Source organism: Pseudomonas sp. LBUM1652, from assembly GCF_059716105.1.
On sequence record NZ_CP166804.1, the window covers coordinates 1039513 to 1065756 of the forward strand.

The following is a 26244-nucleotide window of genomic DNA, read 5'->3' on the forward strand; positions in this document are numbered from 1 at the left end:
CTCAGGTGTGCAGGGCGGGATGGGTCAGGCGGTGTTGTTGCAGAATGAACTGGCGCAGGCGTTCGGTTTCATCCGCATCGCTTTGGCTCAGTTCGTAAGCGTAGAAACCGCTTTCGGTTTCCCGTTCGAATTGGCCGCGCAGTGAAATCCGCTCATAGCCGGAAGGGCTGAACCACAACGCGAAATGCTTGGGGGGTTTGGTCTTGTTGCGCATTTCCAGCAGTACGCCTTTGTGCGAAACCTCGTGAACCCACATCGTGCCCGGTTGGCCTTTGGCGTTTTCCAGCGCCACCGGCTCTTCGAGGGTAAGCCGCCATGGGCGCACCATCGGGCCGTCTTCGTAAATGCTCGGAACACCGAGGCGCAGATGTAGCGCATGAAACTCGTCTTCCACCAAGTGCAGTGGAAAAGTCATCTGTTGATTTTCGAAATTGGCCTGAATGGTGACTTGCTCATGAGCGGCCAGGCGCGTGAGCAAATCACGGATCTGCGAACCACCATTAACCAATAGACTCGACGTCGCATCCCGCACGTTCAATTGCGGGTTGTGCTGCATGGTCTGGATGAAATCCAGCTCATCCTGGGTCAGGAGGGCGTCGCGTTGCATGGTGCGCTCGAAAGTAATAGTTACAAAGTCATTGGTGATTGTAGTTACTGACCATCAGTTCGCTGTTTTGTTTGCGCCGTTCGTCGCTTTCAAGGCAGCCAGTTCACTTTGCAGGGCCGCGACCTGCGCCTCCAACTGCGCCACTCTTTGCTGTGCCTTGACCTGAACGGTCACGTCCTTTTGTACCCCGATAAAGTACGTCTGCCCGTCATCGGCGTTTTTCACCGTTGACACCGACAGTTCATTCCAGAACGGCGTGCCGTCCTTGCGATAGTTGCGCAGGACTTCCCGGCACGAACCATTGCGGCGCAGTGTTTCGCGAATCAGCTCCAGACTTTCTTGATCCCGGTCTCCGGCCTGCAGAAAGCGGCAGTCCTGATAGAGAATTTCCTCGCTGGTGTAACCGGTCATGCGTTCGAAGGCCGGATTGACGTAAATCAGGATGTTGTCCTGTTCACCTTCCTTCTCCGCGACCACAATTCCGTCGTTTGATGCGTTGATTACCAATTGCAGCAGACTGGCGTTGATCATCTTTGAATCCTTTCAGAGTTGTCAGTGGCGGGCATTTTAAAAGATCAGTGGAAGCTGTCTATAGGCCAGCAATGCGCATTGAGAGCCAATCGCAACTTCTTGGCTCAGGCTGTTAATATCGCCGCTCATTTTTTCAGTTTCAGGATCAGATTGATGAAAGTCGCCATCCTCTCCGGTTCGGTCTACGGCACCGCCGAAGAAGTCGCCCGCCACGCCCAGAACCTGCTGAAAGCCGCCGGCTTTGAAACCTTCTACAACCCGCGCGCCAGCCTGGCCGATATCCAGTCTTTCGCGCCTGAAGCGTTTCTCGCGGTGACTTCGACCACCGGCATGGGCGAATTGCCGGACAATCTGCAACCGCTGTATTCGACCATTCGTGATCAATTGCCGGCCGCCTGGCGCGGTTTGCCGGGCGCAGTGATTGCCTTGGGCGATGCCAGCTACGGCGATACCTTTTGCGGTGGCGGTGAGCAAATGCGTGAACTGTTCGCCGAGCTTGGCCTGCGTGAAGCGCAGGACATGCTGCGCATCGACGCCAGCGAAAGCGTCACCCCGGAAACCGACGCCGAGCCTTGGTTGGCGCAGCTGATCGATACACTCAAGGGTTGATCGGCCGCTCGCGCACCAGGGCCAGCCAGGCTTGTGCAGCGTTCGACAGATAAGCGCCCTGACGCCAGATGAACGCGATGTCCCAGCGCAAATAGTCCGGCGCTCGCAAGGTCAGGCGCACCACGCCGGGTCGCACCAGGCCGCGCGCGACCACGCTGGGCAACAGCACCACGCCTTGCCCGGCAGCCACCAGTGCCGCAAGAAAATCCGCCTGACCACTGCGTCCACCTTCTTTGGGTGTGAAACCCATTTGCTGACAGGCCTGCAGCAAGCGGTCGTTGAGCACAAAGCTGCGCTGATACAGCAGAAACGGCGTGTCGGCCAACTCCTCCAGACCAATCTCACCCCGTTTCGCCAATGGGTGATCCATCGGTAACAGGGCGTCGAGTTTCTCGTCGCAGAACGGCTGAAAGTCGAACTGTGGATCTTTCGGCAACAGGCTGCCGCCCAACTCCAGTTCACCGCTCAACACCGCTTGCTCAATGTTGCGACTACCCCCCTCAAGCAACTGAATGCTGATGTTCGGGTAGCGTCGGCGGTATTCGGCAAACAGCCCGGCAAACAGTGCATCACTGCCCAGCAGTGGCAAACCGAGGCGTAATTCGCCACGGGCCAGGTGGCTGAGGTCGTCCAGTTCAACGAGCAACTCATTGCGCAAGCGCAGCATGCCTTCGGCCCGTTGCAGTACCACGCTGCCGGCGGCGGTCAGGCGTAACTGTGAGCCCAGCCGTTCGAGCAACGGCGTGCCGAGGCTCTGTTCCAGTTGCGCGACTTGTTTACTCACCGCCGATTGACTGATGTGCAGGGTTTTCGCGGCTTGAGTAAACCCGCCCTGATGCATGACTTCGACAAAACTGCGTAGCTGTTTGAATTCCATTCGCCTGATTCCGTTTTGGAATGGCTTTGAGTCTAACAATTCGCTTCGGGGATGGCAGGGCGCTTCGTAAAATGAGCTCCAGTCAGGAGCAAAACCATATGAACGCCGCCACCCTTAAGTATCTTTCCCGTTTATTCGCCGAGCTGGCCGTGTTGCTCGGCCTCTACCTGCTCGGCTGCCAACTCGCCACGTGGCTGGCCATGCCGATTCCCGGCGGCGTGATCGGCATGGCGGTGTTGCTGCTGACGTTCGCCTTTGGCTGGATCAAACCCGCAGCGCTGCAACTGGGCGCAGGCTTACTGATGGCCGAGATGTTGCTGTTTTTCATTCCGGCGCTTATGAGCCTGCTGGATTACGGCGCGCTGTTGCGCAATGACGGCTGGCGGATTCTGCTGGTAATCGCCGTCAGCACATTGATGGTGATGCTGGTGACGGCGTTCACCGTGGAGTTGGCTGTCCGCATGAGGCGTTCCCATGAAGCTTGAACTCATGCCGATGTTCTGGCTCGCCTTCACCCTGTTGGCGTACCTGTTCAGCCGCTGGATTTATCGCCGCACCGGGCGATACCTGTTGTCACCGCTGATTCTGGTACCGGTGCTGCTGCTGGCGCTCGCCGTGCCGCTGCACACTGCTTACGCCGAATATTCGAGCAACACCCATTGGCTGATGCTGGTGCTTGGCCCGGTCACCGTCGCCTTCGCCGTGCCGATCTGGCAGCAGCGGCGCCTGCTGATGCGGCACTGGCCAGCATTGCTGCTGGGCATGGTCGCCGGCAGTGCGGCATCGATCGGCACCTCGTTCGGGCTGGCCAAGGCGTTGGCGCTGGACAGTTCGGTAACGATGTCACTGGTGCCGCGTTCAATCACCACGCCGTTCGCCATGCCGCTGGCGCAGGATCTGGGTGGCGTGCCGGAACTGACCGCGGTGTTCGTGATGTTCACCGGCGTGTTCGGCGCGATGCTCGGCGGGGTGCTCTTGAAGTGGTTGCCGTTGCGCAGCGCCTTGGCGCGTGGCGCGCTGTTCGGTGTCGGCGCGCACGGTGCTGGCGTCAGTCGGGCGCATGAAGTCGGCGGCGAAGAAGGCTCTGTGGCGGGGCTGGTGATGGTGTTGACCGGGTTGCTCAACCTGTTCGCCGCGCCGTTGTTGGCGTCGTTGCTTTGACCTGGATCCAAGGTGTTTGCGTTGCTGACCCGCTCAGTCATCAAGCTGGCTGGCAATGCAACTACGCGATCGACTGCGCCTGACTAGACTGCACAGACGTGCAAAACAAGAAGAACGCAGAGGTGCATACAGTGAGCGTAGCCCCCGTCCAATCGTCCCTTAATGTCAAAGACCAGGTCAGCGCCGCGGAATGGCAGACCCGAGTCGATCTCGCCGCCTGTTATCGTCTGGTCGCATTGCATGGCTGGGACGATCTGATCTTCACCCATATTTCCGCCAAGGTGCCGGGCACCGAAGATTTCCTGATCAATCCGTTCGGCCTGATGTTCCACGAAATCACTGCGTCGAGCCTGGTGAAAGTCGATCAGGCCGGCAATAAACTCATGGACAGCCCTTACGAAATCAACCCGGCGGGTTACACCATTCACAGCGCCGTACACGAAGTACGGCACGATGTGGTTTGCGTGCTGCATACACACACGGCCTCGGGTGTGGCGGTGTCGGCGCAGAAGCAGGGCGTGTTGCCGATTAGCCAGCAATCATTGTTCGTGCTGTCGAGCCTGGCCTATCACGGCTATGAAGGTGTTGCGCTGAACCACGAAGAGAAGGCGCGCTTGCAATCTGACCTGGGCGAGAACAATTTCCTGATGCTGCACAACCACGGTCTGCTGACTTGTGGCGGCACCATCGCCGATACCTTTCTGATGATGTTCACCTTCCAACGCGCCTGCGACATCCAGGTGATGGCGCAGACCGGCGGCGCTGAACTCATCGCCATCGAACCGCAGATTCTGGCAGGCGCCAAGGCGATGATCGCCGGTGTCACCAAAAGTGCACAAGGCATGGGTGGCGCGCTGGCCTGGCCGGCGCTGCTGCGCAAACTCGATAAACAAGACCCCGGATATAAACTCTAATGCCTCTTGCCGAGATTCCTCTGTGTGTCTGGCGCAAACGCAGCCAGACGTTTGTCTTTCGTGGCCAGCCGATCCGTTACTGGACGACGGGGCAGGGCGAGCCGCTGCTGCTGATCCACGGCTTCCCGACCGCCAGTTGGGACTGGCATTACCTGTGGCAGCCACTGGCCCAGCGTTATCGGGTGATCGCTTGCGACATGCTCGGTTTCGGCGATTCGGCCAAACCGGTCAATCACAGCTACAGCCTTCTTGAGCAGGCCGATCTGCAACAGGCGTTGCTTGCACATTTGCAGGTCGAGCAACCGGTGCACATCCTCGCTCACGACTATGGCGATAGCGTCGCGCAGGAACTGCTCGCGCGGCATTACGAAGAGCAGATCGAGGTTGCCAGTTGCGTGTTTCTCAACGGTGGGTTGTTCCCGGAGACCCATCGCCCCGTATTAATGCAAAAACTGCTGCTCAGCCCATTGGGCTGGATGATCGGCCGCGCGTTTACCCGCGACGCGCTGGTGAAAAGCTTCCGCCAGATCTTCGGCCCGCAGACCCGCCCGAGCGAAAGTGAACTGGATGATTTCTGGAGCCTGATCGACAGTAATCACGGCCCGCGGATCATGCACAAACTGATCGGCTACATTCCTGAGCGCCGCGTGCAACGTGACCGCTGGGTGGCGGCGATGCAGCGCGGTGAAGTGCCGTTGCGGGTAATCGATGGTGAAGTCGATCCGATCTCTGGCGTTCACATGGTCGAGCGTTACCGCGAACTGATTGCCGATGCAGACACCGTGCTGTTGCCAGGCATCGGCCACTATCCGCAGACCGAAGCGCCGGCGCAGGTGCTCAAGCATTACCTGGCGTTTCGCGAACGCTTCGTGCTGCCACCGCGCAAAGTGGCGTGCTCCTGAAAGATCAATAGATCGCAGCCGGCGGCGATCTATTGATCTGGCTCCGCATCATCCCCCAGCCTTATCGCGCACCATTCAGCCCCAGCCGTGTTTGTTGTGACCGAAAGCTCCGTGCCTGACACTCGGAGAACTGTCCCTGGGCCTGCTGGAGTTGCCGTGATGAATGAGTCTGTGCGTTTCGAAGATAAAGTCGTAATCGTCACCGGAGCCGGTGGTGGCCTCGGACGCGCACACGCATTGTTGTTCGCCAGACAGGGCGCCAAAGTGCTGGTCAATGACCTCGGCGGCTCCACTCAGGGCGAAGGCGCCAACGCTTCTGCGGCCGACCGAGTGGTCGCGGAAATTCGCGAAGCCGGCGGCATCGCCGAAGCCAACCACGACTCGGTCACCGACGGCGACAAACTCGTACAGAACGCTCTCGACGTCTTCGGGCGTGTCGACGTAGTGGTCAACAACGCCGGGATCCTGCGCGACAAGACCTTCCATAAAATGGACGACGCTGACTGGGATCTGGTTTACCGCGTCCACGTCGAAGGCGCCTACAAAGTCACCCGCGCCGCATGGCCGCACCTTCGCGAGCAAAACTATGGCCGAGTGATCTTCACCGCCTCGACCTCGGGCATCTATGGCAACTTCGGCCAGTCCAACTACGGCATGGCCAAACTTGGCCTCTACGGTTTGACCCGTACGCTGGCCATCGAAGGCCGCAAGAACAACATCCTGGTCAACGCCATCGCGCCGACGGGTGGCACGCGCATGACCGAAGGCCTGATCCCGCCACAAGTGTTCGAGCAACTGAAGCCGGAACTGGTCAGCCCGCTGGTGGTGTACCTGGCTAGCGAAAACTGCCAGGAAACCTCGGGCCTGTTCGAAGTCGGCGGCGGCTGGATGGGCAAAGTGCGTTGGGAACGCAGCTTGGGCGCCGGGTTTGATCCACGGGTTGGATTTTCGCCGGAAGATGTGGCGGCGCATTGGCAACAGATTTGTGATTTCGAAGGCGCGGCGCATCCGCAGGACAACATTGAAGCGCTGAAGGAAATGATGGCGAATTTGCAGAAGTATTCGCTCTGATTTCTGCGCAGCAACCGACAGGGCTCAGTCGAGCCCTGCCATCTCCCCGCTAAAATCTCCCTTCCCGGCAAAATCCATCACCCATAAAAAAGGCCGCTGCAAACGCAGCGGCCAAGGTAAGACGTTGGATCAAGGAGCTACAAATCAACGTCAGTGAACACCAGGGTGATCAACCGAACACCTTCGATTGATCTGAAATCTGTCAGCAATGGCCTGATTTACTCAGTAGCCAAGGCTAGGGGCATTGCGGCGTATCCCGTGAAAGCCCGCTCAGAATACGGATTTGAATCTGTAGGAAAAATAGCGATTCCGGACATGCACTGTTACGGGGCATGCAACAGTGCCTCGCACCATGCGTTGCGCTGATGATCAACTATCCAGCCGACTCATGACTCGCGCAAAGCCCCGCTCCGCAAAGCCATTCATCCTTTCGAGTGACAACACGAATACCTCCTTGGTGCGCTTATCGACCCGTTCGCCCGGCAGTAGGGTGGGGCCTTCTGTCACTCACCGGGGAAGACGCATGACAAAAACAACAATGCGCGCCATCTTCACACCGCAGGCGCTGGCAGCCGCGGTGGCTCTGGGTTGCTGTGCCCAGGCGCAGGCGGTTTCGTTCAACATCGGGGAAATCGAGGGCACGTTCGATTCGTCGCTGTCGGTGGGGGCGAGTTGGGGCATGCGCGATGCCGACAAGTCGCTGGTCGGCACGGTCAACGGTGGTACCGGGCAATCCTCGACCGGTGATGACGGGCGCTTGAACTTCAAGAAGGGCGAGACCTTTTCGAAAATCGTCAAAGGCATTCACGATCTAGAACTGAAGTACGGCGACACCGGTGTGTTCGTGCGTGGCAAGTACTGGTACGACTTCGAACTCAAGGACGAAGACCGCGAGTTCAAACAGATCAGCGACAAGGGCCGCAAGGAAGGCGCCAAGTCGTCCGGCGCGCAGATTCTCGATGCGTTCGTCTATCACAACTATTCCATCGGCGATCTGCCGGGCACTGTGCGCGCCGGTAAACAAGTGGTCAGTTGGGGCGAAAGTACTTTCATCGGCAACTCGATCAACAGCATCAACCCGATCGACGTCTCGGCGTTCCGGCGTCCCGGCGCGGAGATCAAGGAAGGCCTGATTCCGGTGAACATGCTGTTCGGCTCGCAAGGCCTGACGGATCAGTTGACCGTTGAAGGCTTTTATCAACTGGAGTGGGACCAGACCGTACTCGACAACTGCGGCACGTTCTTCGGCGTCGACGTGGCGGCGGACGGTTGCAACAGCGGCTACACCGTCGGCAATCCGGCGATTGCGCCGTTGGTGCCGTTGACCACGGCATTTGGTCAGGGCATTCAAGTCACCCGCGAAGGCGTGGTGATCCCCCGTGGCGGCGACCGCGATGCGCGGGATTCCGGGCAGTGGGGCACGGCGTTGCGCTGGCTGGGTGACGACACCGAGTACGGCCTGTACTTCATGAACTACCACAGCCGCACGCCAACAGTGGGCACCACCACCGCAGGGCTTTCGACCCTGGCGGCGTTGCCGGGCATGGTCGGCATTGCCAACGGTCTGGCGCCCGGCAGCGGTTCGGGACTGGCGCAGAGTGTGATGCTCGGGCGCGGTGGCTATTACCTCGAATACCCGGAGGACATTCGCCTGTACGGCGCGAGCTTCTCCACCACATTGCCCACCGGAACGGCATGGACCGGCGAGATCAGTTATCGGCCCAACGCTCCGGTGCAGGTCAGTACCAACGACCTGACTCTGGCGCTGCTCAATCCGATTGCCGGCGGCGCGGCTTCGCCGATCGCGACGACGCCAGGTTCCGACAACAAGGGTTACCGACGCAAAGAGGTCACCCAGATCCAGAGCACTCTCACGCACTTTTTCGATCAGGTGTGGGGTGCTCAACGCCTGACTCTGGTCGGTGAAGCAGCGGTGGTGCGGGTCGGTGGTCTGGAGTCTCGCAGCAAGCTGCGTTACGGCCGCGACTCGGTGTACGGCCAGTACGGTTTCGGTGGCGATACCGACGGCTTCGTCACCTCGACTTCGTGGGGCTACCGCGCCCGGGCGATCCTCGATTACGCCAACGTGATCGGCGGGATCAACCTCAAACCCAACCTGTCGTGGTCGCATGACGTCGCCGGTTACGGCCCCAACGGTTTGTTCAACGAAGGTGCGAAAGCGATCAGCGTCGGCGTCGATGCCGATTACCGCAACACCTACACCGCGAGCCTCAGTTACACCGACTTTTTCGGCGGCGATTACAACGTCCTCGAAGACCGTGACTTCGTGGCCCTGAGCTTCGGCGTGAACTTCTGATCTGCCCGAGAAGGATGAAAGCAATGCGCAAAATGATTCTGCAATGCGGTGTGCTGGCCCTGAGTCTGTTGGCGGCCAACGTGATGGCGGCAGTGTCGCCGGATGAGGCAAACAAACTCGGCACCAGCCTGACCCCGCTCGGCGCCGAGAAGGCCGGCAACGCTGACGGTTCGATCCCGGCATGGACCGGTGGCATCCCGAAGAACGCCGGTGCGGTGGACAGCAAAGGCTTTCTCGCGGACCCGTTCGCCAGTGAAAAACCGTTGTTCACCATCACTGCGGCCAACGTCGACCAGTACAAGAGCAAGCTTTCCGACGGCCAGGTAGCCATGTTCAAACGCTACCCGCAAACCTACAAGATCCCGGTTTATCCGACCCACCGCACCGTCGCCGTGCCGCCGGAAATCTACGAGTCGGCCAAGCGCAGCGCACTCAACGTTACCAGCATCAACGACGGCAACGGCCTCGCCAATTTCACCGGTAATCGCTATTACGCTTTCCCGATTCCGAAGAATGGCGTCGAGGTGTTGTGGAACCACATCACCCGATACCACGGCGGCAATCTGCGCCGAATCATCACCCAGGTCACGCCGCAAACCAACGGCAGCTACACGCCGATCCGCTTCGAAGAAGAGATCGCCGTGCCGCAACTGATGAAGGATATCGATCCGGAAAAAGCCGCCAACGTGCTGACCTTCTTCAAGCAGTCGGTGACCGCGCCGGCACGGCTGGCCGGCAACGTGCTGTTGGTGCACGAAACTCTCGATCAAGTGAAAGAACCGCGTCTGGCGTGGATCTACAACGCCGGGCAGCGCCGGGTACGCCGCGCTCCGCAAGTCGCATATGACGGCCCGGGCACCGCCGCTGATGGCCTGCGTACGTCGGACAACTTCGACATGTTCTCCGGAGCACCGGATCGCTACGACTGGAAACTGGTCGGCAAGAAGGAAATGTACATTCCCTACAACAGCTACAAACTCGATTCGCCGAAGTTGAAATATGACGACATCGTCAAGGCCGGGCACATCAATCAGGATCTGACCCGCTATGAGTTGCACCGGGTCTGGGAAGTGATCGGCACGGTCAAGCCGAGCGAGCGACACATCTACGCCAAGCGCCACATGTACATCGACGAGGACAGCTGGCAAGTGGCGCTCGCCGACCACTACGACGGTCGCGGGCAACTGTGGCGCGTCGCCGAAGGTCACGCTCAGTACTACTACGATCACCAGGCTCAGGCCTACACCCTCGAAGCGCTCTACGACATCATTGCTGGCCGATACATTGCCCTGGGGATGAAGAACGAAGAGAAGCACAGCTTCGAATTCGGCTTCGAAGCCAAGGCTGCCGACTACACGCCATCGGCCCTGCGTGCCGAGGGGGTGCGGTAACATTTCGGATACATCGACTGAACAAAAGGCGACCGTACGGTCGCCTTTTTTATGGCCGCCAATCAGCGTGCTGAATACTTATCAACAAGCGGTTTGGAGAGGGCTAGGGTGAGCCAACAACTATAAAAAGGTTCAACCGATGACCGCCATGACGCCGTGTCTGGATCGCCCCGGATTTCTGCCCAGACTGTCCGCCCATCATCAGGCACGCTCGCGATTGAGCGAGCCGTTGATTGAGTCGATGGCGCGGGTCAGGCTGATCTGCGCTCCTGCGGGCAGTGGCAAGAGTGCGCTGCTTGCCGAGTGCCTGCTGCAGGCGCCGCCACGCTGCGAGGTCGGCTGGTTGCCGTTGGCAGGCGCGGCATTGAGTACCAGTGAATTTTGTCTGCGACTGGCGCAGGCGTTGGGGCTGGCCGAAACAACGGAGTCTGCTCTGGTCGCTGCGCTGAGTCGCTGGTCGAGGCCGACCTGGCTGTTTATCGATGACTACTGCCGCCTGCCGGATCCAGCGCTGGACGCGTTGCTTGATCGGTTATTGACGGTCAGCAGTTCCGCGTGCGTCTGGTGGATCGGCACGCGTAGACGCCCGCAATGCAACTGGCCACGCCTGCTGCTCGATGATGAACTGTACGAGTGCGAAAGCCCGACGCTGGCGCTCACGCAAGCAGAAATTGCCCATGCGCTGAAGCACTTGCCCGCCGAGCAGGCAAGCGACCTGTCCGCGCGAATCTACCAGCGAACCGCAGGCTGGTGCGCCGGGGTCCGCATGGCGCTGTTGCGCAAATGCGATTGGTCGCAGACAACTGAACCACAGCAACGCGTCGATACGCTGCTCGACTACCTGCAACATGAACTCTTCAGTGGCCTCACGCCGGAACTGACCGAAGTCTGGCGCGTGCTCGCACAAATGCCGCGCTTCAATGCTCAACTGTGCGAGCACTTGTTCGGCGCCGGGGAGGGGGCTGTACACCTGCGAACATTGCAAATGCTTGGCTGCTTTATTGAACCCTGGAATGATTCTGCGGACTGGTCGCACATTTTTCCGCCGCTGTCTCGCGTCGTGCGCGAGGAACATTGGCCATCGCGCCGTACATGGCATCGACGTGCCTGTCAGTGGTTCAGTGCCGCACGGGATTGGCGCTCGGCATTTGAACAGGCGTTATTGGCAGAAGAATATGAAGCCGCAGTCAGCCTGCTGCAGCACTTCAGCTTCGAGCAGTTGTTTGAAGAGCAAACTGTCGTGTTATTGGTGCAGTTGCACGAGCAACAAGGTGTGGAGTTGACCCTGAGCACCCCGCAACTGGTCGGGCTGATTACCGCTGCGTTGCTCTTTGCCGGTCGTTTCGAACAGGCAGCGAAATGCATCGGGCACCTGGGGCGGTTCATGCCGCAGCCTTCGCCAGCGCTTGAGCGGCAGTTGATTGCGCGTTGGCAAACGTCGCAAGGCTGGTTATTGCATTTGGAAGGGCGGATGGAGTCCGCTCATGAACACTTTTCGCAAGCGCTGGAGGTACTCGATCTCGAGAACTGGATCGCTCGGGTGATGTGTTTGTCAGGGTTGACCCAGCAGGCTCTGTTGCGCGGGGAGCTGGATCTGGCCCACGCGCTGAATCGCCAGGCGCTATGTCTGGCGCGGGCGCAAGGCTCGCTGGTTTTCGAAGCACTGCTTGAACTCGATCACGGACAATTGCTCGAGCAGCGCGGCGCTGCACCTCGGGCTGAAAGTCTGCTGGCGGGCGTGCATGATTTGCTCGCCCGGCAGCCGAACCGGCTGAGCCCTTTGCTGGGACGGATTGCCTTGCGTCGCGGGCGCCTTGCGCTGAGTCAGGGGCTGGATGCCTCGGCGGCTGCGTTTTTCCAGTCGGGGCTGGACGATTGCAAGCGCAATCAAGACAAGCGGGTTTTGTATGGTTATCTGGGACTGGCGCAACTGGCTGCCAACGAGGCAGATTATCAAAAGGCGTTCGTATGGCTGCGTGATGCGGAGCGTTTGATGCAGCAGAGGCAGATTCCGGAAACGGTTTATCGGGGTGTGCTGTTGCAGGTCAGCAGCCTGTTCTGGTTACAGCAAGGACGTCCCGAGCTGGCATGCGAGGCCATGACACGTCTGCTGCGACACTATCAAGGATCGGATGCCTTGCAGGCACCGCCGGCGACACTTGAGCTGATTCCGCGGGTTGAGTATTTGCTGATCCTTGCACAAGTTGGGCTGCGTACGGCGCTCAATCCGATCGGTCGTCTCCAGCTTTTGCTGGAGGCGGCACATCAACGCAAAATGCTTTGGCTGGAAACCGACCTTCATCTGGTGTTGGCCGAGGCTGCCTTTATTCTAGGCGATCAGCCTTCGGCGCGGCGTCACTTACAGAAGGGGCTGGAAATGGCCAGTCACCATGGTTTGCATCAGGCGTTACGTGAACTGAAACTGCGTCAACCTGATTTGTTGAAAGAATTGAATAACAAGGTCGTAGATTCGCCCAGTGCCAGGAAACTGATTGATAGCGGTCTGCTCAGTCTCCGCGAGTTGGAAGTTTTAGGTCTGATCGCCAAGGGATATTCAAATCAACAAATTGCGGATCAGTTGTTTATTTCTCTACATACGGTAAAGACCCACGCCAGACGCATACATGGAAAGTTAGGTGTCGCACGACGAACTCAGGCGGTGGCGTGTGCCAAGTCAATGGGTATGGTGTTGTAGTGTTTTTGTTACATGTAATTTTTAGAAAGGGATGGGTTTGCTCTTTGTAATAAAGAAGACTGAATGTAAGCGTCAAGGTCTGGTGGTAGGCGGATTTTAGTTGTTGGCGGTGTCGGTATGAAGAAATAATTAATTTGTATTATTTATTCTGAATGTTTGGTTTTGGTCGTATACAAGATTGGAAAAGTATTCTGAGTATCTTTTCGATAAGTGCCCGGTTTAGTTTGAATTAGCGAAGCAAATGTCATTCGGATATTTGTAAGTATCAAACTGATAGGGTGTTTCGAAATGGAAGTTCGTAGTCTTGATGAGTCTGGATTTGGCAGATTGGGTGAGGCACTGGCCGCACTGTCGGATCACTTGAAGGACGTGCCTGCATTTGATTTTATTTTACGTGCCTGTTTGAAGCGTGCACTTGGAGAGTTCGCGCCAGGGATCGATGAACGTCTTGTTCACATCAATGTTCGTGGCAATGTCAAACCGAAGCAAATGGAGCCGGTAGGAGGTTTGTTTCATGTTTTGAATGACTGCCTACAGCGTGGCAGGGCACCGACGTACGATGCGCAGTATTACGCGATTTATGATCGCCCGCTTTCAACCGATACTCGAAATATATACCCTGCGGTCTCTCTGGCCTCTGTGGAGAAACTGCTGACGCACCTGTTTCGAAACTTGCCAGACTACTATGTTGCTGCGCTACAAGAGTACTGGGCAGGAAAAGACGAAAGTAAGGGGCAGTTTTCCCTTCCTAGAAAAATGACCTTGGGCGAGCTTCAGGCCAATCTCTTTCTAAATGAACTTGAAGTTCTTGCTGATGAGGGCGCTATCAGCCGTGAGGAGCTTCAACGCATCCGCTATAGGGTTCAACCGGGTTCGCGCGGCTCATGGTATGGCGTATTTATCGGCAGCCGAGGGGACGCTTATAGCGAGCAACGTTCAATGTTCGCCATCCCGCTCGAAGCGCCCGTCAACGATGAACTTGTTCCTCGGGCCGATACGGCGATAGTGCTCTACTCCCCGACCCATGGCGTCGAAAAATTCTCTTCCTCTGCTCAGTTGCATCAGACGCTGGAGCAACGCTTGATGTCAGGTGACAGTCGTGAGGTGTTCTTGCAGTCGCTCGCGATCAATGAGCGAGAAACATTCCCGACCGCGCCTGAATTTCGTTATTTGAAAGTTGAGGCCGATCTGTTTGCACGCATCAGCGATAACGGGATTGAGAAATCTTGCGCTGATGTTGTGAAACAGCTGGCTCGGTTCACAGATCCGGATTCGGATTTTGTTTCGGTTGTTGCGTCGGTGACGTCTGCACAGTCTCTACCAGACATTCCTCGTCTGGCGAAGGCTCGCCAGGCGGTACTTCTGCGCCAAGCGCAAAGAAACCGGTGGCCGGTCTGGTTAAAAAATGCCGGTTCGACGAATCAGGAAGTTTATGAGGCATTGCAACAGCGCCTGCTTGAAAGCGAGGTTCAATACCATGAAGTAACCAAGGGGTTCGCATCGCTCAAGGACTTTGCAAAAAATGAAGTGGAAGCATTCATTTCGCCGGGTAAGGACGTTCGGATTGACCCCGATAGCATCTTCGTCAATATCCGAAATGTGTTGAAAGTAACGAATGGCCAACAGATTGAGACAAAGGAGCGCAAGACGCTCACTCAGGCGTTCATGTACGGCGTGCATGATCGAGGCGGTCAATATGAGATTGCTGTAGAAAATCAGCCGTTTAACCCAAAATTTACGCCTTCCAATCTGATCAATTCGATCATTTCGCTGAATGTGCGTAACCGGTATAACGACGCGCGGCAAGCGGTCTACTCCAAGCGTGAAGTTTTCGACGCTCTTCGAGAAGTTCAAGGCAAGAGGACGGCGCTGTCGATATTTAGCGCGGTTCTGCAAAAGCATGTGAGCTCGCGTGCCAATGACATGGTCAATCGCTATAACTTTGGTGATCTGTCTTTTATGTCCGGGGAGATCAAGCTCGGTGCGAAATATGAAGCGTTCAAAGACTTGAGGTATTTTGCACAAAAGCTTAATCGCGAAGACTTCATCGTGTTGTATGCGCCGGGTTTTCCATCCGGACAAGAGTGGTTTGAGTTTCCCAATTCAAGACAGTTAAGGAATGAATTATTAGCATGGGTCCAGGACGATGAAATTTGGGAGTATTTGAAGGGTCAGGCCGTTCTGTCTGATGTAAACAGAATGGTGGCTGAAGTCACAGGGGATAGTTGGACTCTACGGTGGATTGGCCAATCGAGCTTTGAATTCCCGTTCACTACTGAAGACTACCCGTTGGAAAATGCGGTAAAAAATATCCTCAGTTGGGAAGCGAAGCAAATTGAAGCCTTCACACCTCAGTGGTTCAGGAAAGCCTCGGTGGAGGAACAAGGGTTATCCGTTCGACTGCATACAGAACTCAAGGCTATTCAGAGCATTGCAAAAGACGATCTGAAAATCGTGCCTTTCAAGGAGTTTGCTCGTGATCTGGTGATGAAGACATTCGCCCAGTACTGGGATCGAAAGGGACTTAAAGTTCCTGTCTTCGATCCGGAAAATGTAAGGGTCAAAATTAATAATGTTCCAGAAATGACGCTCACCAATCTGTTCATCCAGTGGCAGACCTGGCGTAGTGATGTTTCGATTTTTGAGAAAATTCTGAGTGCCGTCGTTCCTGGAGTCTCCATAGCAATAGGTGAGTTAAGAGATTACCTTCGAACTGCCAAATTCAGCGGTTCGGTTCCACGAGCATTAAATGTACAGGTCATCAATGATCTTATTGATCTTAAGCCCGGTGAACTTTATGAGGCGTATCTTGAAAAACAATTCATCTCGACCCCACGTCGTGCTCTGAAAGAAGTTTTTTACCGAGAGCTGAAACAGAACGAAATGCTCACTGCAGCCCTGGCCCAGAAAATCAGGCGCACGATATCCAATGAGGATTTCAATTGGTTGAAAGCGCTTATCGATGGTCTTGATAGAAATAGTCCCGGCACTGATTTATACACAGTAGGCGCTCAATCCGTGCCGGACGTGGGCGTTTATCATTTCACCTTGGAAGGCAGGAAAATTCACGGCGCTTATATCTTTAGTCGCCAGTTTAACGGGCGGCTGCAGTCTGTTGTTTATACGCCGGGTACCCATGACGGGAATGATTTCTTCCCTGTCGAACAGTTGTCGGCGCGGCTTGAAGATTCCGCCTTTAAAGGCCATGTTTTACGAATGGTCAGTCTTGAAGATCAAAAGGCTGTCAAACAACTCACAGATAAGTACAAAAGCGGCGGCACACGCGAACGGCCGCCCGTGCTGTACAACGCGTATGGGGTTGGCAACGAGTTCAAACACGAGTACGTCGCCCTGGTAAAGCGTTTCATGGCTGACGTGGATTATCAAACCACCAGCACTTGGGAGGCGGTCTGGGTCGATGCCAAGATTTTGATTGGTGTCGCTTTGGATGTTGTCTCGTTGTTCGTGCCTCCAGTAGGCGCGGTGGTGAGTGTACTGCGAATCGCCTATACGATCGTTGAGGGGATTTCGGCCTCACTGGACGGCGATAAGGAAGCAGCCAATGCTTACTTTGCCAGTGCCTGGAGGGCGGCCATCATGTTTTATATCGGCAAGATCTCTGGCATCGGCAACTCTGTCAGCGCGTACGGACTACTGTCTCAGATCAAGGATTATGCAGACCTGCTCTCGGATGTAACCGGTGTCCCCGTCGGCATCAGCTATGTGACCGCAGTCGCCGTAGCGCCTCACAGAGTGGAAAGCACCACCCGACTGATCGGTTGATCCAGTAATCGAAGCGCCGGCTACTCTTTCAGGACGCTGGCGTCTCGAATCCCATCCGCCAACTCACGGCCCGCGTCGCAGCCAACAACCGCTGCGCCGCCGGGCCGTTTTCGTCTGCGTGGAACAACGAGGTCGGGCCGACGATGGTCAGCACCGCAGCGACTTGTCCAACGGCGTTGAACACCGGCGCCGACAAGGCATCCACGCCCGGCATCAACAAACCATGCACATGATGCAGACCGCGTTCGCGGATCTGTTCACACAAGGTTGTGTAAACCTTTTCATCGGCCAGCGGATGGTCGGCGACGGCGATTTCCTGCTCGCGCAATTCGTCTGTTTCCCGATGTGGCAGATAGGCGCTGAACACCAGTCCGGTCGAGGAACTGAGCAGCGGCAGTACCGAGCCCAATTGCGTCACCACCGTCACCGCACGCACGGCCGGTTCGATGTGCACCACGGTCGCACCCTGATTGCCCCACACCGCCAGGAAGCAGGTTTCGTTGAGTTCGTCGCGCAATTCGGCCAGCGGCAGGGCGGCGACTTTCAGCACGTCCATACTGTTGAGTGCGGCCAGGCCCACACGCAGCGCTTCACGGCCGAGACCGTAATGGTTGGTGGCGGGGTTCTGCTCGGCAAAACCCGAGGCGATCAACGCCTGCAGATAACGATGCACTTTGCTCGCCGGCATCTGCACATGTTCGGCCAGACGCGACAGCGACGTGGCTGGCGACAACTCGGCCAGGGCCTTGAGGATGTCGGTGCCGACTTCGGCGGAGCGGACTTTCTGTTTGCCGTTGCTGTCGCTGGTTTTTTCCATGGTGCTGCCGGGATCCGAAAACGAATGGGCGTCTTTATAGCTTGACGCTGGATAGCGAGCAAATTACGTTATGCGTAATCGAATTACGATAATAACAACCCCGGCGTGCCGAAACCTCTGAGCCAGAGCGATGGGCCACTGCCGACTCCCTGTTCAGGAGGCTCCATGAACCTCGATTCAACCGCGTCGACGCTGGCTTATCAGTCCGGCTTCGGCAACGAATTCAGCTCTGAAGCGTTGCCCGGCGCGCTGCCTGTTGGTCAGAATTCCCCGCAAAAAGCCCCGTACGGCCTCTATACCGAATTGTTCTCCGGCACTGCGTTCACCATGACTCGCAGTGAAGCGCGACGCACCTGGATGTACCGGATTCAGCCGTCGGCCAATCACCCGGCGTTCGTCAAACTGGAGCGGCAACTGGCGGGCGGCCCGTTGGGTGAAGTGACCCCCAATCGCCTGCGTTGGAACCCTTTGGACATCCCGAGCGAGCCGACCGATTTCATCGACGGCCTGGTGAGCATGGCGGCCAACGCCGGTGCTGAAAAACCCGCCGGGATCAGCATCTACAACTACGCCGCCAACCGCTCGATGGAGCGTGTATTTTTCAACGCCGACGGCGAACTGCTGCTGGTGCCGCAACTCGGGCGTCTGCGCATCGCTACTGAACTGGGTGTGCTGGAAGTGGCGCCGCTGGAGATCGTCGTGCTGCCGCGCGGTTTGAAATTCCGCGTCGAACTGCTCGATCCGCAGGCGCGCGGCTACATCGCCGAGAACCATGGCGCACCGCTGCGCCTGCCGGATCTGGGACCGATCGGCAGCAACGGTCTGGCCAATCCGCGCGACTTCCTGACACCGGTCGCCGCTTACGAAAACCTGCAACAACCCACCACGCTGGTGCAGAAATTCCTCGGCCAATTGTGGGCCACCGAACTCAATCACTCGCCGCTGAACGTGGTCGCCTGGCACGGCAACAACGTGCCCTACAAATATGATCTGCGCCGCTTCAACACCATCGGCACGGTCAGTTTCGATCACCCGGACCCGTCGATCTTCACCGTGTTGACCTCGCCGACCAGCGTGCACGGTCTGGCCAACCTCGACTTTGTGATCTTCCCGCCGCGCTGGATGGTGGCCGAGAACACCTTCCGTCCGCCGTGGTTCCACCGCAACCTGATGAACGAATTCATGGGCCTGATCCAGGGCGAATACGACGCCAAGGCCGAAGGTTTCGTGCCCGGCGGCGCCTCGCTGCACAGCTGCATGAGCGCCCACGGCCCGGATGGCGAGACCTGCACCAAAGCGATCAACGCCGATCTCAAACCGGCGAAAATCGACAACACCATGGCCTTCATGTTCGAGACCAGTCAGGTGCTGCGCCCAAGCCGTTTTGCCCTCGACTGCCCGCAACTGCAATCCACTTACGACGCCTGCTGGGCCACGCTGCCCGCCACGTTCGACCCGACCCGGAGATAACCCATGACTCAGAATTCCATCACCCGCAGTTGGGTCGCTTCGGCCAACGGCCACGCCGATTTTCCGTTGCAGAACCTGCCGTTGGGCGTGTTCAGCGTTGAGGGCTCCGAGCCGCGCAGTGGCGTGGCGATTGGCGAACACATCTTCGATCTGCAAGTTGCACTTGAGGCCGGTCTGTTCGACGGCGTCGCTCGCACGGCGGTTGAAGCCATGCACGGCGGACAACTGAACGCGTTCTTCGAGCTCGGTCGTGAGGCGCGTGTGGCCTTGCGCGAACGTCTGCTGGAACTGTTCAGCGAAGGCAGCACCCTGCGCGGCAACATCGAGGCTCAAGGCGCAAAACTGCTGCCGTTGGCCGCCGATTGCCAGTTGCATTTGCCGGCGCGCATCAGCGACTACACCGACTTCTACGTCGGCATTGAGCATGCGCAGAACGTCGGCAAACTGTTCCGCCCCGACAACCCGTTGCTGCCTAATTACAAGCATGTGCCGATCGGTTATCACGGTCGCGCCTCCACCGTGCGCGCGTCCGGCACCGACGTGCGTCGCCCGAAAGGCCAAACCTTGCCGGCGGGTGCGAGCGAGCCGACCTTCGGCCCTTGCGCGCGTCTGGACTACGAGCTGGAGTTGGGGATCTGGATCGGGCAGGGCAACGAGATGGGCGAGTCGATTGCCATCGGTGATGCCGCCGAACACATCGCCGGTTTCTGCCTGCTCAATGACTGGTCGGCCCGCGATATCCAGGCCTGGGAATACCAGCCGCTGGGGCCTTTCCTGTCCAAGAGTTTCCTCACCAGCGTCTCGCCGTGGGTGGTCACCGCCGAAGCGCTGCAGCCGTTCCGCACCGCACAACCGGCGCGTCCTGAAGGTGATCCGCAGCCGCTGCCGTATCTGTTCGACAAGCGCGATCAGGATGGCGGCGCCTTCGACATCGAACTGGAAGTACTGCTGCTCACCGAAGCCATGCGCGAGCAGAATCTGCCGGCGCATCGCCTGACCCTGAGCAACACCCGTTACATGTACTGGACCGTGGCGCAAATGGTCGCGCACCACAGCGTCAACGGCTGCCAGTTGCAGGCCGGCGATCTGTTCGGTTCGGGCACTTTGTCCGGCCCTGAAAACGGTCAGTTCGGCAGCCTGCTGGAAATCACCGAGGGCGGCAAAAAGCCGATCGAACTGGCGTCCGGCGAGGTGCGTAAATTCCTTGAGGACGGTGACGAAATCATCCTGCGCGCACGCTGCGCCCGCGACGGTTTTGCCTCCATCGGCTTCGGCGAATGCCGCGGCAAAGTGCTGGCGGCGCGCTGACAGGAGCGGCTCATGGATCTTTATACCTATTACCGTTCGACCTCGTCGTATCGGGTGCGGATCGCGCTGGCGCTCAAGGGCCTCGACTATCAGGCGTTGCCGGTCAATCTGATCGCGCCGTCCGGTGGCGAGCATCGGCAAGCGGCGTATCTGTCGATCAATCCGCAGGGGCGGGTGCCGGCCTTGCGTACCGATGATGGCGAGTTGCTGATCCAGTCGCCGGCGATCATCGAGTATCTGGAAGAACGTTATCCACAGATGCCGCTGTTGCCCGAAGACCTTGCTGCCCGCGCCCATGTGCGTGGAGTGGCGGCGGTGATCGGTTGCGATGTGCATCCGCTGCACAACGTCAGCGTGCTCAATCGGCTGCGTCAGCTGGGGCACGATGAACCGCAGGTGGTGGAGTGGATCAGTCACTGGATCAGCCAGGGCCTGGCGGCGGTTGAGCCGTTGATCGGCGACAGCGGCTTCTGTTTCGGCGAGTGGCCGTGCGTGGCGGACGTTTACCTGATCCCGCAGTTGTATGCGGCAGAGCGGTTCAATGTTTCGCTGGAGGCTTACCCGCGTATTCGTCGCGTTGCGGCGTTGGCTGCCGAGCATCCGGCGTTTATCAAGGCGCATCCCGCTAACCAGCCAGATACACCGTAATACCCCCTGTGGGAGCGAGCCTGCTCGCGAATGCTGAGTGTCAGCCACCATTCATTTACCTGACACACCGCATTCGCGAGCAGGCTCGCTCCCACAAGGTTCGGCGTTGATCCACGCAAAAAAACCATAAAAACAAAACAGGAACCTTGCGATGCACAACCAGATTGCCAGCTTCCGGGCGGCACTCGACGCCCGTCCTGTGTCCCGCTATCAGTGGTTGCTCTTGATCCTGCTCGCGTTGTTGCTAGTCACCGACGGCTATGACGCCCAAGTGCTCGGTTATGTGGTGCCGGCACTGGCGCAGGACTGGGGGTTGGAAAAGTCAGCGTTCGGCCCTGTGTTCAGCGCCAACCTGCTGGGCCTCACCATTGGCTCTCTCGTCGTCACGCCACTGGCCGACCGCTTCGGCGTGCGCCGCATCCTGCTCGCCTGCGTACTGATTTACGCGAGCCTGACGGTGCTGATGGTGTTCGCCGATTCTCTGAATTCGCTGATGATCGCGCGCTTCATCTGCGGGATCGGCATGGGCGGCGCAATGCCCAGCGCCATGGCATTGATGTCGGAATATTCGCCACCGCGCCTGCGCACACTGATGGTCACGCTGGCCGCGTGCGGCTTCTCGTTCGGCGGTGCGGCGGGTGGTTTTGTTGCGGCGGGGTTTATCGATCAATTCGGCTGGCAAGCGGTGTTTCTCGCCGGCGGTGTGACGCCGTTGCTGCTGTTCCCGTTCCTCTGGTGGATGCTGCCGGAATCCTTGCCGCGTCTGCTGCGTGATGCCCCGCCGTATGCGCGGCTGCGCAAAGTCACCGCGCGGATGCTGCCCGACTGGCAACCGCCAGCCGCCTCCGTTGAACAGAACGAGCAGGAGCAGGGCAGCAAACTGACCGTGGTCGAGTTGTTCCGTAACGGCTACGCGCGGCCGACCTTGCTGATCTGGGCGACGTTTTTCGTCAGCCTGATTTTGCTGTACTTCATGATCAGTTGGCTGCCGTCACTGTTGCTGGAAAGCGGCCTGAAACTCAACGAAGCCAACCTGGTGACGTCGATGTTCCTGTTCGCCGGGACCCTGGGCGCGATCTGCATGGCCTGGTTCGCCGACCGCTTGAAACGCAAGGTGCGTCTGTTATCCGCCGTGCTCGCGTGCGCAGCGTTGTGCACAATCCTGCTGGGACTCAATCACGACAACCCGCGTTATCTGGTGGCCTGCGTGTTTGCCGCAGGCTTCTGCATCATCGGCGGGCAACTGACCCTGAATGCGTTCGCCAGTAACTTCTATCCCGCGCATGTACGCGCCACTGGCACCGGTTGGGCGTTGGGGGTAGGGCGTTTCGGTTCGATTCTTGGGCCGCTGTTCGGCAGTTTGCTGTTGGCGATGCATATTCCGGTGGAGCAGATTTTCTTCTTCTGCGCGATTCCGGCCGTTATTGCCGCGCTGTTGATCATTCAGGTGCGCTCGCCTGCTGAAATCACAGCGATCACTGTGGGAGCGAGCTTGCTCGCGAAGAACGATAACGCGGTTTGACTCATGGACCGAGGCGCCTGATTCGCGAGCAGGCTCGCTCCCACAAAGGGATCAGTGGACGACGGAATTGGGCGGCAAGTGTCCCAGTCTTTCGGTCAGGCGCAGACGCTGGATTGGATCGTCGCTGAGCAACAAGGCATGTTCCAGATCGAAACGCTCGGCATTCGGGCAATCCAGTTTTTGATACAGACTGGCCCGAGCGAGGTAATCGGCGGCACCGGCATCACCCAGTTCCAGCACACGTTCGGCATCGATCAGCGCAGCAATAAAGTCGTCGTGACTCGAGTGCAACTGACGAAGGTTACGCGACAGGCGCTGGAGCATCTGCACCGGTGTGGCGGTCAGTAGATGCTCGGCATTGATTTTCATGTGCGCCCCATATTGGCGCTGCAACAGTTCGCGACAGTCATTGGGATACAGGCGTCGACCACCGCACGGATCAAGCAAGTGATCGGCGCCGGGCACCCTTAGCAGGAAGTGCCCGGGGAAATTGACCCCGACCAGTGGAATCTCCAGGGCGCGCGCCAACTCCAGGGCAATCAAGGCCAGTGCCAACGGTTGTCCGCGGCGGGTTTGCAAGACTTTATGCAGCATTGCAGCCTGCGGGCGCAGCGGCAGGAAGTCATCCTGGGCGAAGCCCAGATCAGTCATGCGCCGCAACAACGGCTGCGCCAGTTCACTCACCGGCAGCATCGGCAAGCCGAAACTGACCCGCTGCTGCAGATCCTTGAAGTCTTGCAGCAGCGTTTGGGGATCGATAGCTTTTTCGTGCTCGGCCGCCATCCACAGCGCGGCTTCGAACAGCGCGGGCGGGGAGCGGTGCAGACACTCGAAAAAACGTTGGCGCGGACTCATTGAAATCTCCGGGGAATGCCTCGTTTTAGCCCCGTCCGTGCCATTCGTCCAGTGTCTGGCAACTCGGGCCCGGGGTTATGCCGCAAAGCCATCATCACCATCGATGCTTATTCCGGTGCGCTCCAGCAATTTTCGGGCGCAAGCCTATACTGGCGTTCTACAAGAAGTGATTCGGGAGCCCAACGATGTTTGCGCTCATGCAAAGCACTCGCCTGGAATCGCTGCACCTGAGCGTTGACCCGGTTTCCGGGTTGAAGGCGGTCATAGCCATTCATAACAGTCGTCTGGGGCCGGCCCTGGGCGGGTGCCGTTACCTTGCCTATCCCAATGACGAGTCGGCCGTCGAAGACGCTATTCGTCTCGCCCAGGGCATGAGCTACAAAGCCGCGTTGGCCGGATTGCCTCAGGGCGGTGGCGTTGCGGTGATCGTAAGACCGGTGCACGTGGAAAACCGTGGCGCACTGTTCGAAGCCTTTGGTCGGTGCATCGATCAGCTCGACGGCCGCTACATCACCGCTATCGACAGTGGCACCTCGGTGGCGGACATGGATTGCATAGCCCAGCAGACCCAGCATGTCACCAGCACCACGTCGGCGGGCGATCCTGCGCCGCACGCAGCGATGGGCGTGTTTGCCGGGATTCGTGCAACCGCCATGGCACGGTTGGGCAGCGACAATCTCGAAGGTTTGCGTATCGCCATTCAGGGTTTGGGCAATGTCGGTTTTGCGCTGGCCGAGCAACTGCATGCCGCCGGGGCCGAACTGCTGGTCAGCGACATTGACCACGGCAAGGTGCAACTGGCGATGGAGCAGCTCAACGCTCACCCGATCGCCAACGATGCGTTGCTCAGTACGCCCTGCGACATACTTGCGCCGTGTGGCTTGGGCGGGGTGCTCAACAGCCACTCGGTCACGCAATTGCGCTGCTCGGCGGTGGCGGGCTCGGCGAATAACCAACTGACGCATCTGGATGTGGCTGATCAATTGGAGCGGCGCGGAATTCTTTATGCGCCGGACTATGTGATCAATGCCGGTGGCCTGATTTATGTCTCGCTGAAACATCGTGGCGAGGAACTGACCACCATTACCGCGCACTTGTCGAAAATCAGTTCACGGCTGACCGAAGTGTTCGCTCATGCGCAGGCGGAAAAACGCTCGCCAGCGCGGGTGGCGGATGAGTTGGCGGAAAGGGTTTTGTATCGGTAGGTTTCGAAGGCATGAAAAAGGCCCTGAGTCGTACGACTCAGGGCCTATTCAATTCGGGCATAAATTACTTCGCCGCTTTCGCTGCTTTGGCTGGTTTCACCGGCGCTTCAGCAGATTCCTCGACCTCGGCTTTTTCGACCGGCTCAGCCGGCGCATTGATCAGCTCCGACAATGCATCAGGCTGGCTCTTGAACGCCCGGGCGAACACATCGCGGTTCTTCGCCATGTAAATCCCGGCTTCTTCCACTTGCTGTTCAGTCAGCGACGGAACGGCTTTTTGCAGCACATCGGCCAAGTATTCGGCCAGTTCGAGCATTTTGTCATGACGGTCAGCTTCGGCTTTATCCATGAACAAGCGCTCCAGATCTCGGCTGCTGCGGTATACCACTTCGACGGCCATTCACCACCTCACATGCCTTCACATTAGTTGTCTTTGCGACTACTGTATTTATATACAGCGAAAAGGATAAGCGAATCCCTGCGCTTTGGGTAGTGGCTTTTCAATGTAGACCGGATTTGGAGTTTGTCAGATCGACCGTGTCGCCTTCATTCGCGAGCAAGCTCGCTCTCACAGGGGCGGGTGCGAGACCGAGAGTGCGACCAAACGCCACGGCGCGGGTTTTGCGGCGTCTCGCCATGATGCGTGGCCCTGTTTCTGCATGAAATCAGGCGCGTGAAGAAAAACCGTCACGTCCAACACGCATCATCCGCTCGCATCGAGCTAAGGAAACATCATCGTGAAAATCAACTGGGCCGAGAAACTGCGGCAAAACGTGCATCAACTGGCCGAGTCTCTAGGCAATCTGTTCGTCGAGACCTTCCACTACCTGGCGCTGTTCGCCATCGGTGCGGTCACGGCGTGGGCGGCGGTGATGGAGTTTCTCGGGATGCTCGAAGTCGGGCATATCAAGATCGATGACATTCTGCTGCTGTTTATCTATCTGGAATTGGGAGCAATGGTCGGGATTTACTTCAAGACCAACCACATGCCGGTGCGTTTCCTGATCTACGTGGCGATCACTGCGCTGACGCGGCTGCTGATCTCCAACGTCTCGCACCACAATCCGCCAGACATGGGCATCATTTATCTGTGCGGCGGGATTCTGCTGCTTGCGTTCGCGATTCTGGTGGTGCGTTACGCCTCGTCGCAATTCCCTTCGGTGAAGATTGAACACCCGCAACGCAAGATTGGTACGGGGTCCGGTGAGCATCCCGAAGTCGAGAAGGGCGAGCTTTAAAGTCCGGCGGCTTGCCGGGGCTGGCCGATGACTTTTGGCGGTGGCGGGGTCAGCCCGTCGCCGCTGGTCATGGCTTCGAGGATCGCCATGGCGCTGTGGCCTTGTTCGATGGCGATGCCGAACTGAATGCTTTGCACCAGACGCGTCAAGCGTGTGGGGTCGTTGCGCTGTTCGGCGCTGATCATCCGTTTGGCCACGATGCGGCCGCTGTTGGACAGAGTCAGCATGATGCTGCCGTCCAGGCCCTGAATGCTCAGGTTGATCTGATAGTCCGGCGCGAAGGCATCGGTAATGATCTGAAAAGGGTTGTCCATGATGCGTCA

General features: G+C 58.1%; 22 protein-coding genes and 1 pseudogene. 16 read left to right on the forward strand and 7 right to left on the reverse strand.

Features of this window, described 5'->3' with window-relative positions; genetic code table 11:
• Position 1 precedes the first annotated feature (1 nt).
• Together ACA069_RS04595 and ACA069_RS04600 are read right to left on the reverse strand one after the other, a co-directional pair.
• Positions 2–607: a hypothetical protein gene (locus tag ACA069_RS04595; protein WP_187676812.1), complete on the reverse strand. Its 606-nt coding sequence runs from the start codon at positions 605–607 to the stop codon at positions 2–4.
• Positions 608–661: 54 nt separating this feature from the next.
• Positions 662–1138, reverse strand: a complete 477-nt coding sequence (locus ACA069_RS04600; protein WP_489879219.1) for a PAS domain-containing protein — start codon at positions 1136–1138, stop codon at positions 662–664.
• Between the two features lie 153 nt (positions 1139–1291).
• Between ACA069_RS04600 and ACA069_RS04605 the strand changes: the two genes are divergently transcribed.
• On the forward strand, positions 1292–1747 hold the full coding sequence (locus ACA069_RS04605) for a flavodoxin (RefSeq protein WP_187676814.1): 456 nt from the start codon (positions 1292–1294) through the stop codon (positions 1745–1747).
• Here the strand turns inward: ACA069_RS04605 and ACA069_RS04610 are convergent.
• Positions 1737–2624, reverse strand: a complete 888-nt coding sequence (locus ACA069_RS04610) for a LysR family transcriptional regulator (protein ID WP_489879218.1) — start codon at positions 2622–2624, stop codon at positions 1737–1739. The genes ACA069_RS04605 and ACA069_RS04610 overlap by 11 nt on opposite strands.
• A gap of 98 nt (positions 2625–2722) precedes the next feature.
• On the opposite strand from ACA069_RS04610, the gene ACA069_RS04615 reads away from it, so the two are divergent.
• The 9 genes from ACA069_RS04615 (at position 2723) to ACA069_RS04655 (ending at position 16858) form a co-directional block, all read left to right on the forward strand.
• Positions 2723–3109 (forward strand): CidA/LrgA family protein, encoded by a 387-nt coding sequence (locus ACA069_RS04615; RefSeq protein ID WP_497616482.1) that lies wholly within the window; start codon positions 2723–2725, stop codon positions 3107–3109.
• Entirely contained in the window at positions 3099–3785 is a 687-nt protein-coding gene (locus ACA069_RS04620) for an LrgB family protein (protein WP_187676817.1), read from the forward strand. Before ACA069_RS04615 ends, ACA069_RS04620 begins: the two co-directional genes overlap by 11 nt.
• A gap of 131 nt (positions 3786–3916) precedes the next feature.
• Positions 3917–4699 carry a class II aldolase/adducin family protein gene (locus ACA069_RS04625; RefSeq protein ID WP_187676818.1) on the forward strand — a complete coding sequence of 261 codons (783 nt, stop codon included), beginning with the start codon at positions 3917–3919 and terminating at the stop codon, positions 4697–4699.
• The gene (locus tag ACA069_RS04630; RefSeq protein ID WP_497616484.1) at positions 4699–5601 is read left to right on the forward strand and encodes an alpha/beta fold hydrolase; all 903 of its coding nucleotides are present in this window, start codon (positions 4699–4701) and stop codon (positions 5599–5601) included. Before ACA069_RS04625 ends, ACA069_RS04630 begins: the two co-directional genes overlap by 1 nt.
• Before the next feature lie 159 nt (positions 5602–5760).
• Positions 5761–6672, forward strand: a complete 912-nt coding sequence (locus tag ACA069_RS04635; protein ID WP_497616486.1) for an SDR family oxidoreductase — start codon at positions 5761–5763, stop codon at positions 6670–6672.
• A gap of 523 nt (positions 6673–7195) precedes the next feature.
• Positions 7196–8989 carry a DUF1302 domain-containing protein gene (locus ACA069_RS04640; protein WP_497616488.1) on the forward strand — a complete coding sequence of 598 codons (1794 nt, stop codon included), beginning with the start codon at positions 7196–7198 and terminating at the stop codon, positions 8987–8989.
• Positions 8990–9012: 23 nt separating this feature from the next.
• Positions 9013–10380 carry a DUF1329 domain-containing protein gene (locus ACA069_RS04645; RefSeq protein WP_187676822.1) on the forward strand — a complete coding sequence of 456 codons (1368 nt, stop codon included), beginning with the start codon at positions 9013–9015 and terminating at the stop codon, positions 10378–10380.
• A gap of 139 nt (positions 10381–10519) precedes the next feature.
• Entirely contained in the window at positions 10520–13075 is a 2556-nt protein-coding gene (locus ACA069_RS04650) for a LuxR C-terminal-related transcriptional regulator (RefSeq protein ID WP_497616491.1), read from the forward strand.
• A gap of 288 nt (positions 13076–13363) precedes the next feature.
• Positions 13364–16858: a dermonecrotic toxin domain-containing protein gene (locus tag ACA069_RS04655; RefSeq protein ID WP_497616493.1), complete on the forward strand. Its 3495-nt coding sequence runs from the start codon at positions 13364–13366 to the stop codon at positions 16856–16858.
• Positions 16859–16886: 28 nt separating this feature from the next.
• On the opposite strand, the gene ACA069_RS04660 is transcribed toward ACA069_RS04655, so the two are convergent.
• On the reverse strand, positions 16887–17675 hold the full coding sequence (locus ACA069_RS04660; RefSeq protein WP_497616495.1) for an IclR family transcriptional regulator: 789 nt from the start codon (positions 17673–17675) through the stop codon (positions 16887–16889).
• A 165-nt stretch (positions 17676–17840) separates the two neighbouring features.
• Here ACA069_RS04660 and hmgA point away from each other — a divergent pair, with 165 nt between their 5' ends.
• From hmgA to ACA069_RS04680, 4 genes are all read left to right on the forward strand, one after another.
• Complete coding sequence (gene hmgA / locus ACA069_RS04665; protein ID WP_187676826.1) at positions 17841–19145, forward strand: homogentisate 1,2-dioxygenase; 1305 nt, start codon at positions 17841–17843, stop codon at positions 19143–19145.
• A 3-nt stretch (positions 19146–19148) separates the two neighbouring features.
• Positions 19149–20453, forward strand: coding sequence for a fumarylacetoacetase (gene fahA, locus ACA069_RS04670; protein WP_497616497.1), 1305 nt, complete (start codon positions 19149–19151; stop codon positions 20451–20453).
• A gap of 12 nt (positions 20454–20465) precedes the next feature.
• Positions 20466–21101 carry a maleylacetoacetate isomerase gene (gene maiA, locus ACA069_RS04675; RefSeq protein WP_401267886.1) on the forward strand — a complete coding sequence of 212 codons (636 nt, stop codon included), beginning with the start codon at positions 20466–20468 and terminating at the stop codon, positions 21099–21101.
• Positions 21102–21252: 151 nt separating this feature from the next.
• On the forward strand, positions 21253–22623 hold the full coding sequence (locus ACA069_RS04680; protein WP_489879209.1) for an MFS transporter: 1371 nt from the start codon (positions 21253–21255) through the stop codon (positions 22621–22623).
• Positions 22624–22674: 51 nt separating this feature from the next.
• Here the strand turns inward: ACA069_RS04680 and ACA069_RS04685 are convergent, their stop codons facing one another.
• Positions 22675–23478 carry a transglutaminase family protein gene (locus ACA069_RS04685; RefSeq protein ID WP_497616500.1) on the reverse strand — a complete coding sequence of 268 codons (804 nt, stop codon included), beginning with the start codon at positions 23476–23478 and terminating at the stop codon, positions 22675–22677.
• Between the two features lie 185 nt (positions 23479–23663).
• On the opposite strand from ACA069_RS04685, the gene ACA069_RS04690 reads away from it, so the two are divergent.
• Complete coding sequence (locus ACA069_RS04690) at positions 23664–24683, forward strand: Leu/Phe/Val dehydrogenase (protein WP_305441481.1); 1020 nt, start codon at positions 23664–23666, stop codon at positions 24681–24683.
• Positions 24684–24828: 145 nt separating this feature from the next.
• On the opposite strand, the pseudogene ACA069_RS04695 reads toward ACA069_RS04690, so the two are convergent.
• Positions 24829–25083 (reverse strand): annotated as a pseudogene (locus tag ACA069_RS04695) (YebG family protein); the annotation flags it as partial.
• A gap of 337 nt (positions 25084–25420) precedes the next feature.
• On the opposite strand from ACA069_RS04695, the gene ACA069_RS04700 reads away from it, so the two are divergent.
• Positions 25421–25921, forward strand: a complete 501-nt coding sequence (locus tag ACA069_RS04700; RefSeq protein WP_187676832.1) for a phosphate-starvation-inducible protein PsiE — start codon at positions 25421–25423, stop codon at positions 25919–25921.
• Here the strand turns inward: ACA069_RS04700 and ACA069_RS04705 are convergent.
• Positions 25918–26235 (reverse strand): DUF3509 domain-containing protein, encoded by a 318-nt coding sequence (locus ACA069_RS04705; protein ID WP_497616503.1) that lies wholly within the window; start codon positions 26233–26235, stop codon positions 25918–25920. The two genes, ACA069_RS04700 and ACA069_RS04705, sit on opposite strands and share 4 nt — an antisense overlap.
• Positions 26236–26244 lie beyond the last annotated feature (9 nt).

Coding starts and splice junctions, on each gene's coding strand:
- fahA (WP_497616497.1), top strand. CDS start 19,149: ATGACTCAGAATTCCATCACCCGCAGTTGGGTCGCTTCGGCCAACGGC.
- ACA069_RS04640 (WP_497616488.1), top strand. CDS start 7,196: ATGACAAAAACAACAATGCGCGCCATCTTCACACCGCAGGCGCTGGCA.
- ACA069_RS04600 (WP_489879219.1), bottom strand. CDS start 1,138: ATGATCAACGCCAGTCTGCTGCAATTGGTAATCAACGCATCAAACGAC.
- ACA069_RS04610 (WP_489879218.1), bottom strand. CDS start 2,624: ATGGAATTCAAACAGCTACGCAGTTTTGTCGAAGTCATGCATCAGGGC.
- ACA069_RS04690 (WP_305441481.1), top strand. CDS start 23,664: ATGTTTGCGCTCATGCAAAGCACTCGCCTGGAATCGCTGCACCTGAGC.
- hmgA (WP_187676826.1), top strand. CDS start 17,841: ATGAACCTCGATTCAACCGCGTCGACGCTGGCTTATCAGTCCGGCTTC.
- ACA069_RS04630 (WP_497616484.1), top strand. CDS start 4,699: ATGCCTCTTGCCGAGATTCCTCTGTGTGTCTGGCGCAAACGCAGCCAG.
- ACA069_RS04650 (WP_497616491.1), top strand. CDS start 10,520: ATGACCGCCATGACGCCGTGTCTGGATCGCCCCGGATTTCTGCCCAGA.
- ACA069_RS04705 (WP_497616503.1), bottom strand. CDS start 26,235: ATGGACAACCCTTTTCAGATCATTACCGATGCCTTCGCGCCGGACTAT.
- ACA069_RS04620 (WP_187676817.1), top strand. CDS start 3,099: ATGAAGCTTGAACTCATGCCGATGTTCTGGCTCGCCTTCACCCTGTTG.
- ACA069_RS04635 (WP_497616486.1), top strand. CDS start 5,761: ATGAATGAGTCTGTGCGTTTCGAAGATAAAGTCGTAATCGTCACCGGA.
- ACA069_RS04595 (WP_187676812.1), bottom strand. CDS start 607: ATGCAACGCGACGCCCTCCTGACCCAGGATGAGCTGGATTTCATCCAG.
- ACA069_RS04660 (WP_497616495.1), bottom strand. CDS start 17,675: ATGGAAAAAACCAGCGACAGCAACGGCAAACAGAAAGTCCGCTCCGCC.
- maiA (WP_401267886.1), top strand. CDS start 20,466: ATGGATCTTTATACCTATTACCGTTCGACCTCGTCGTATCGGGTGCGG.
- ACA069_RS04685 (WP_497616500.1), bottom strand. CDS start 23,478: ATGAGTCCGCGCCAACGTTTTTTCGAGTGTCTGCACCGCTCCCCGCCC.
- ACA069_RS04605 (WP_187676814.1), top strand. CDS start 1,292: ATGAAAGTCGCCATCCTCTCCGGTTCGGTCTACGGCACCGCCGAAGAA.
- ACA069_RS04655 (WP_497616493.1), top strand. CDS start 13,364: ATGGAAGTTCGTAGTCTTGATGAGTCTGGATTTGGCAGATTGGGTGAG.
- ACA069_RS04615 (WP_497616482.1), top strand. CDS start 2,723: ATGAACGCCGCCACCCTTAAGTATCTTTCCCGTTTATTCGCCGAGCTG.
- ACA069_RS04680 (WP_489879209.1), top strand. CDS start 21,253: ATGCACAACCAGATTGCCAGCTTCCGGGCGGCACTCGACGCCCGTCCT.
- ACA069_RS04645 (WP_187676822.1), top strand. CDS start 9,013: ATGCGCAAAATGATTCTGCAATGCGGTGTGCTGGCCCTGAGTCTGTTG.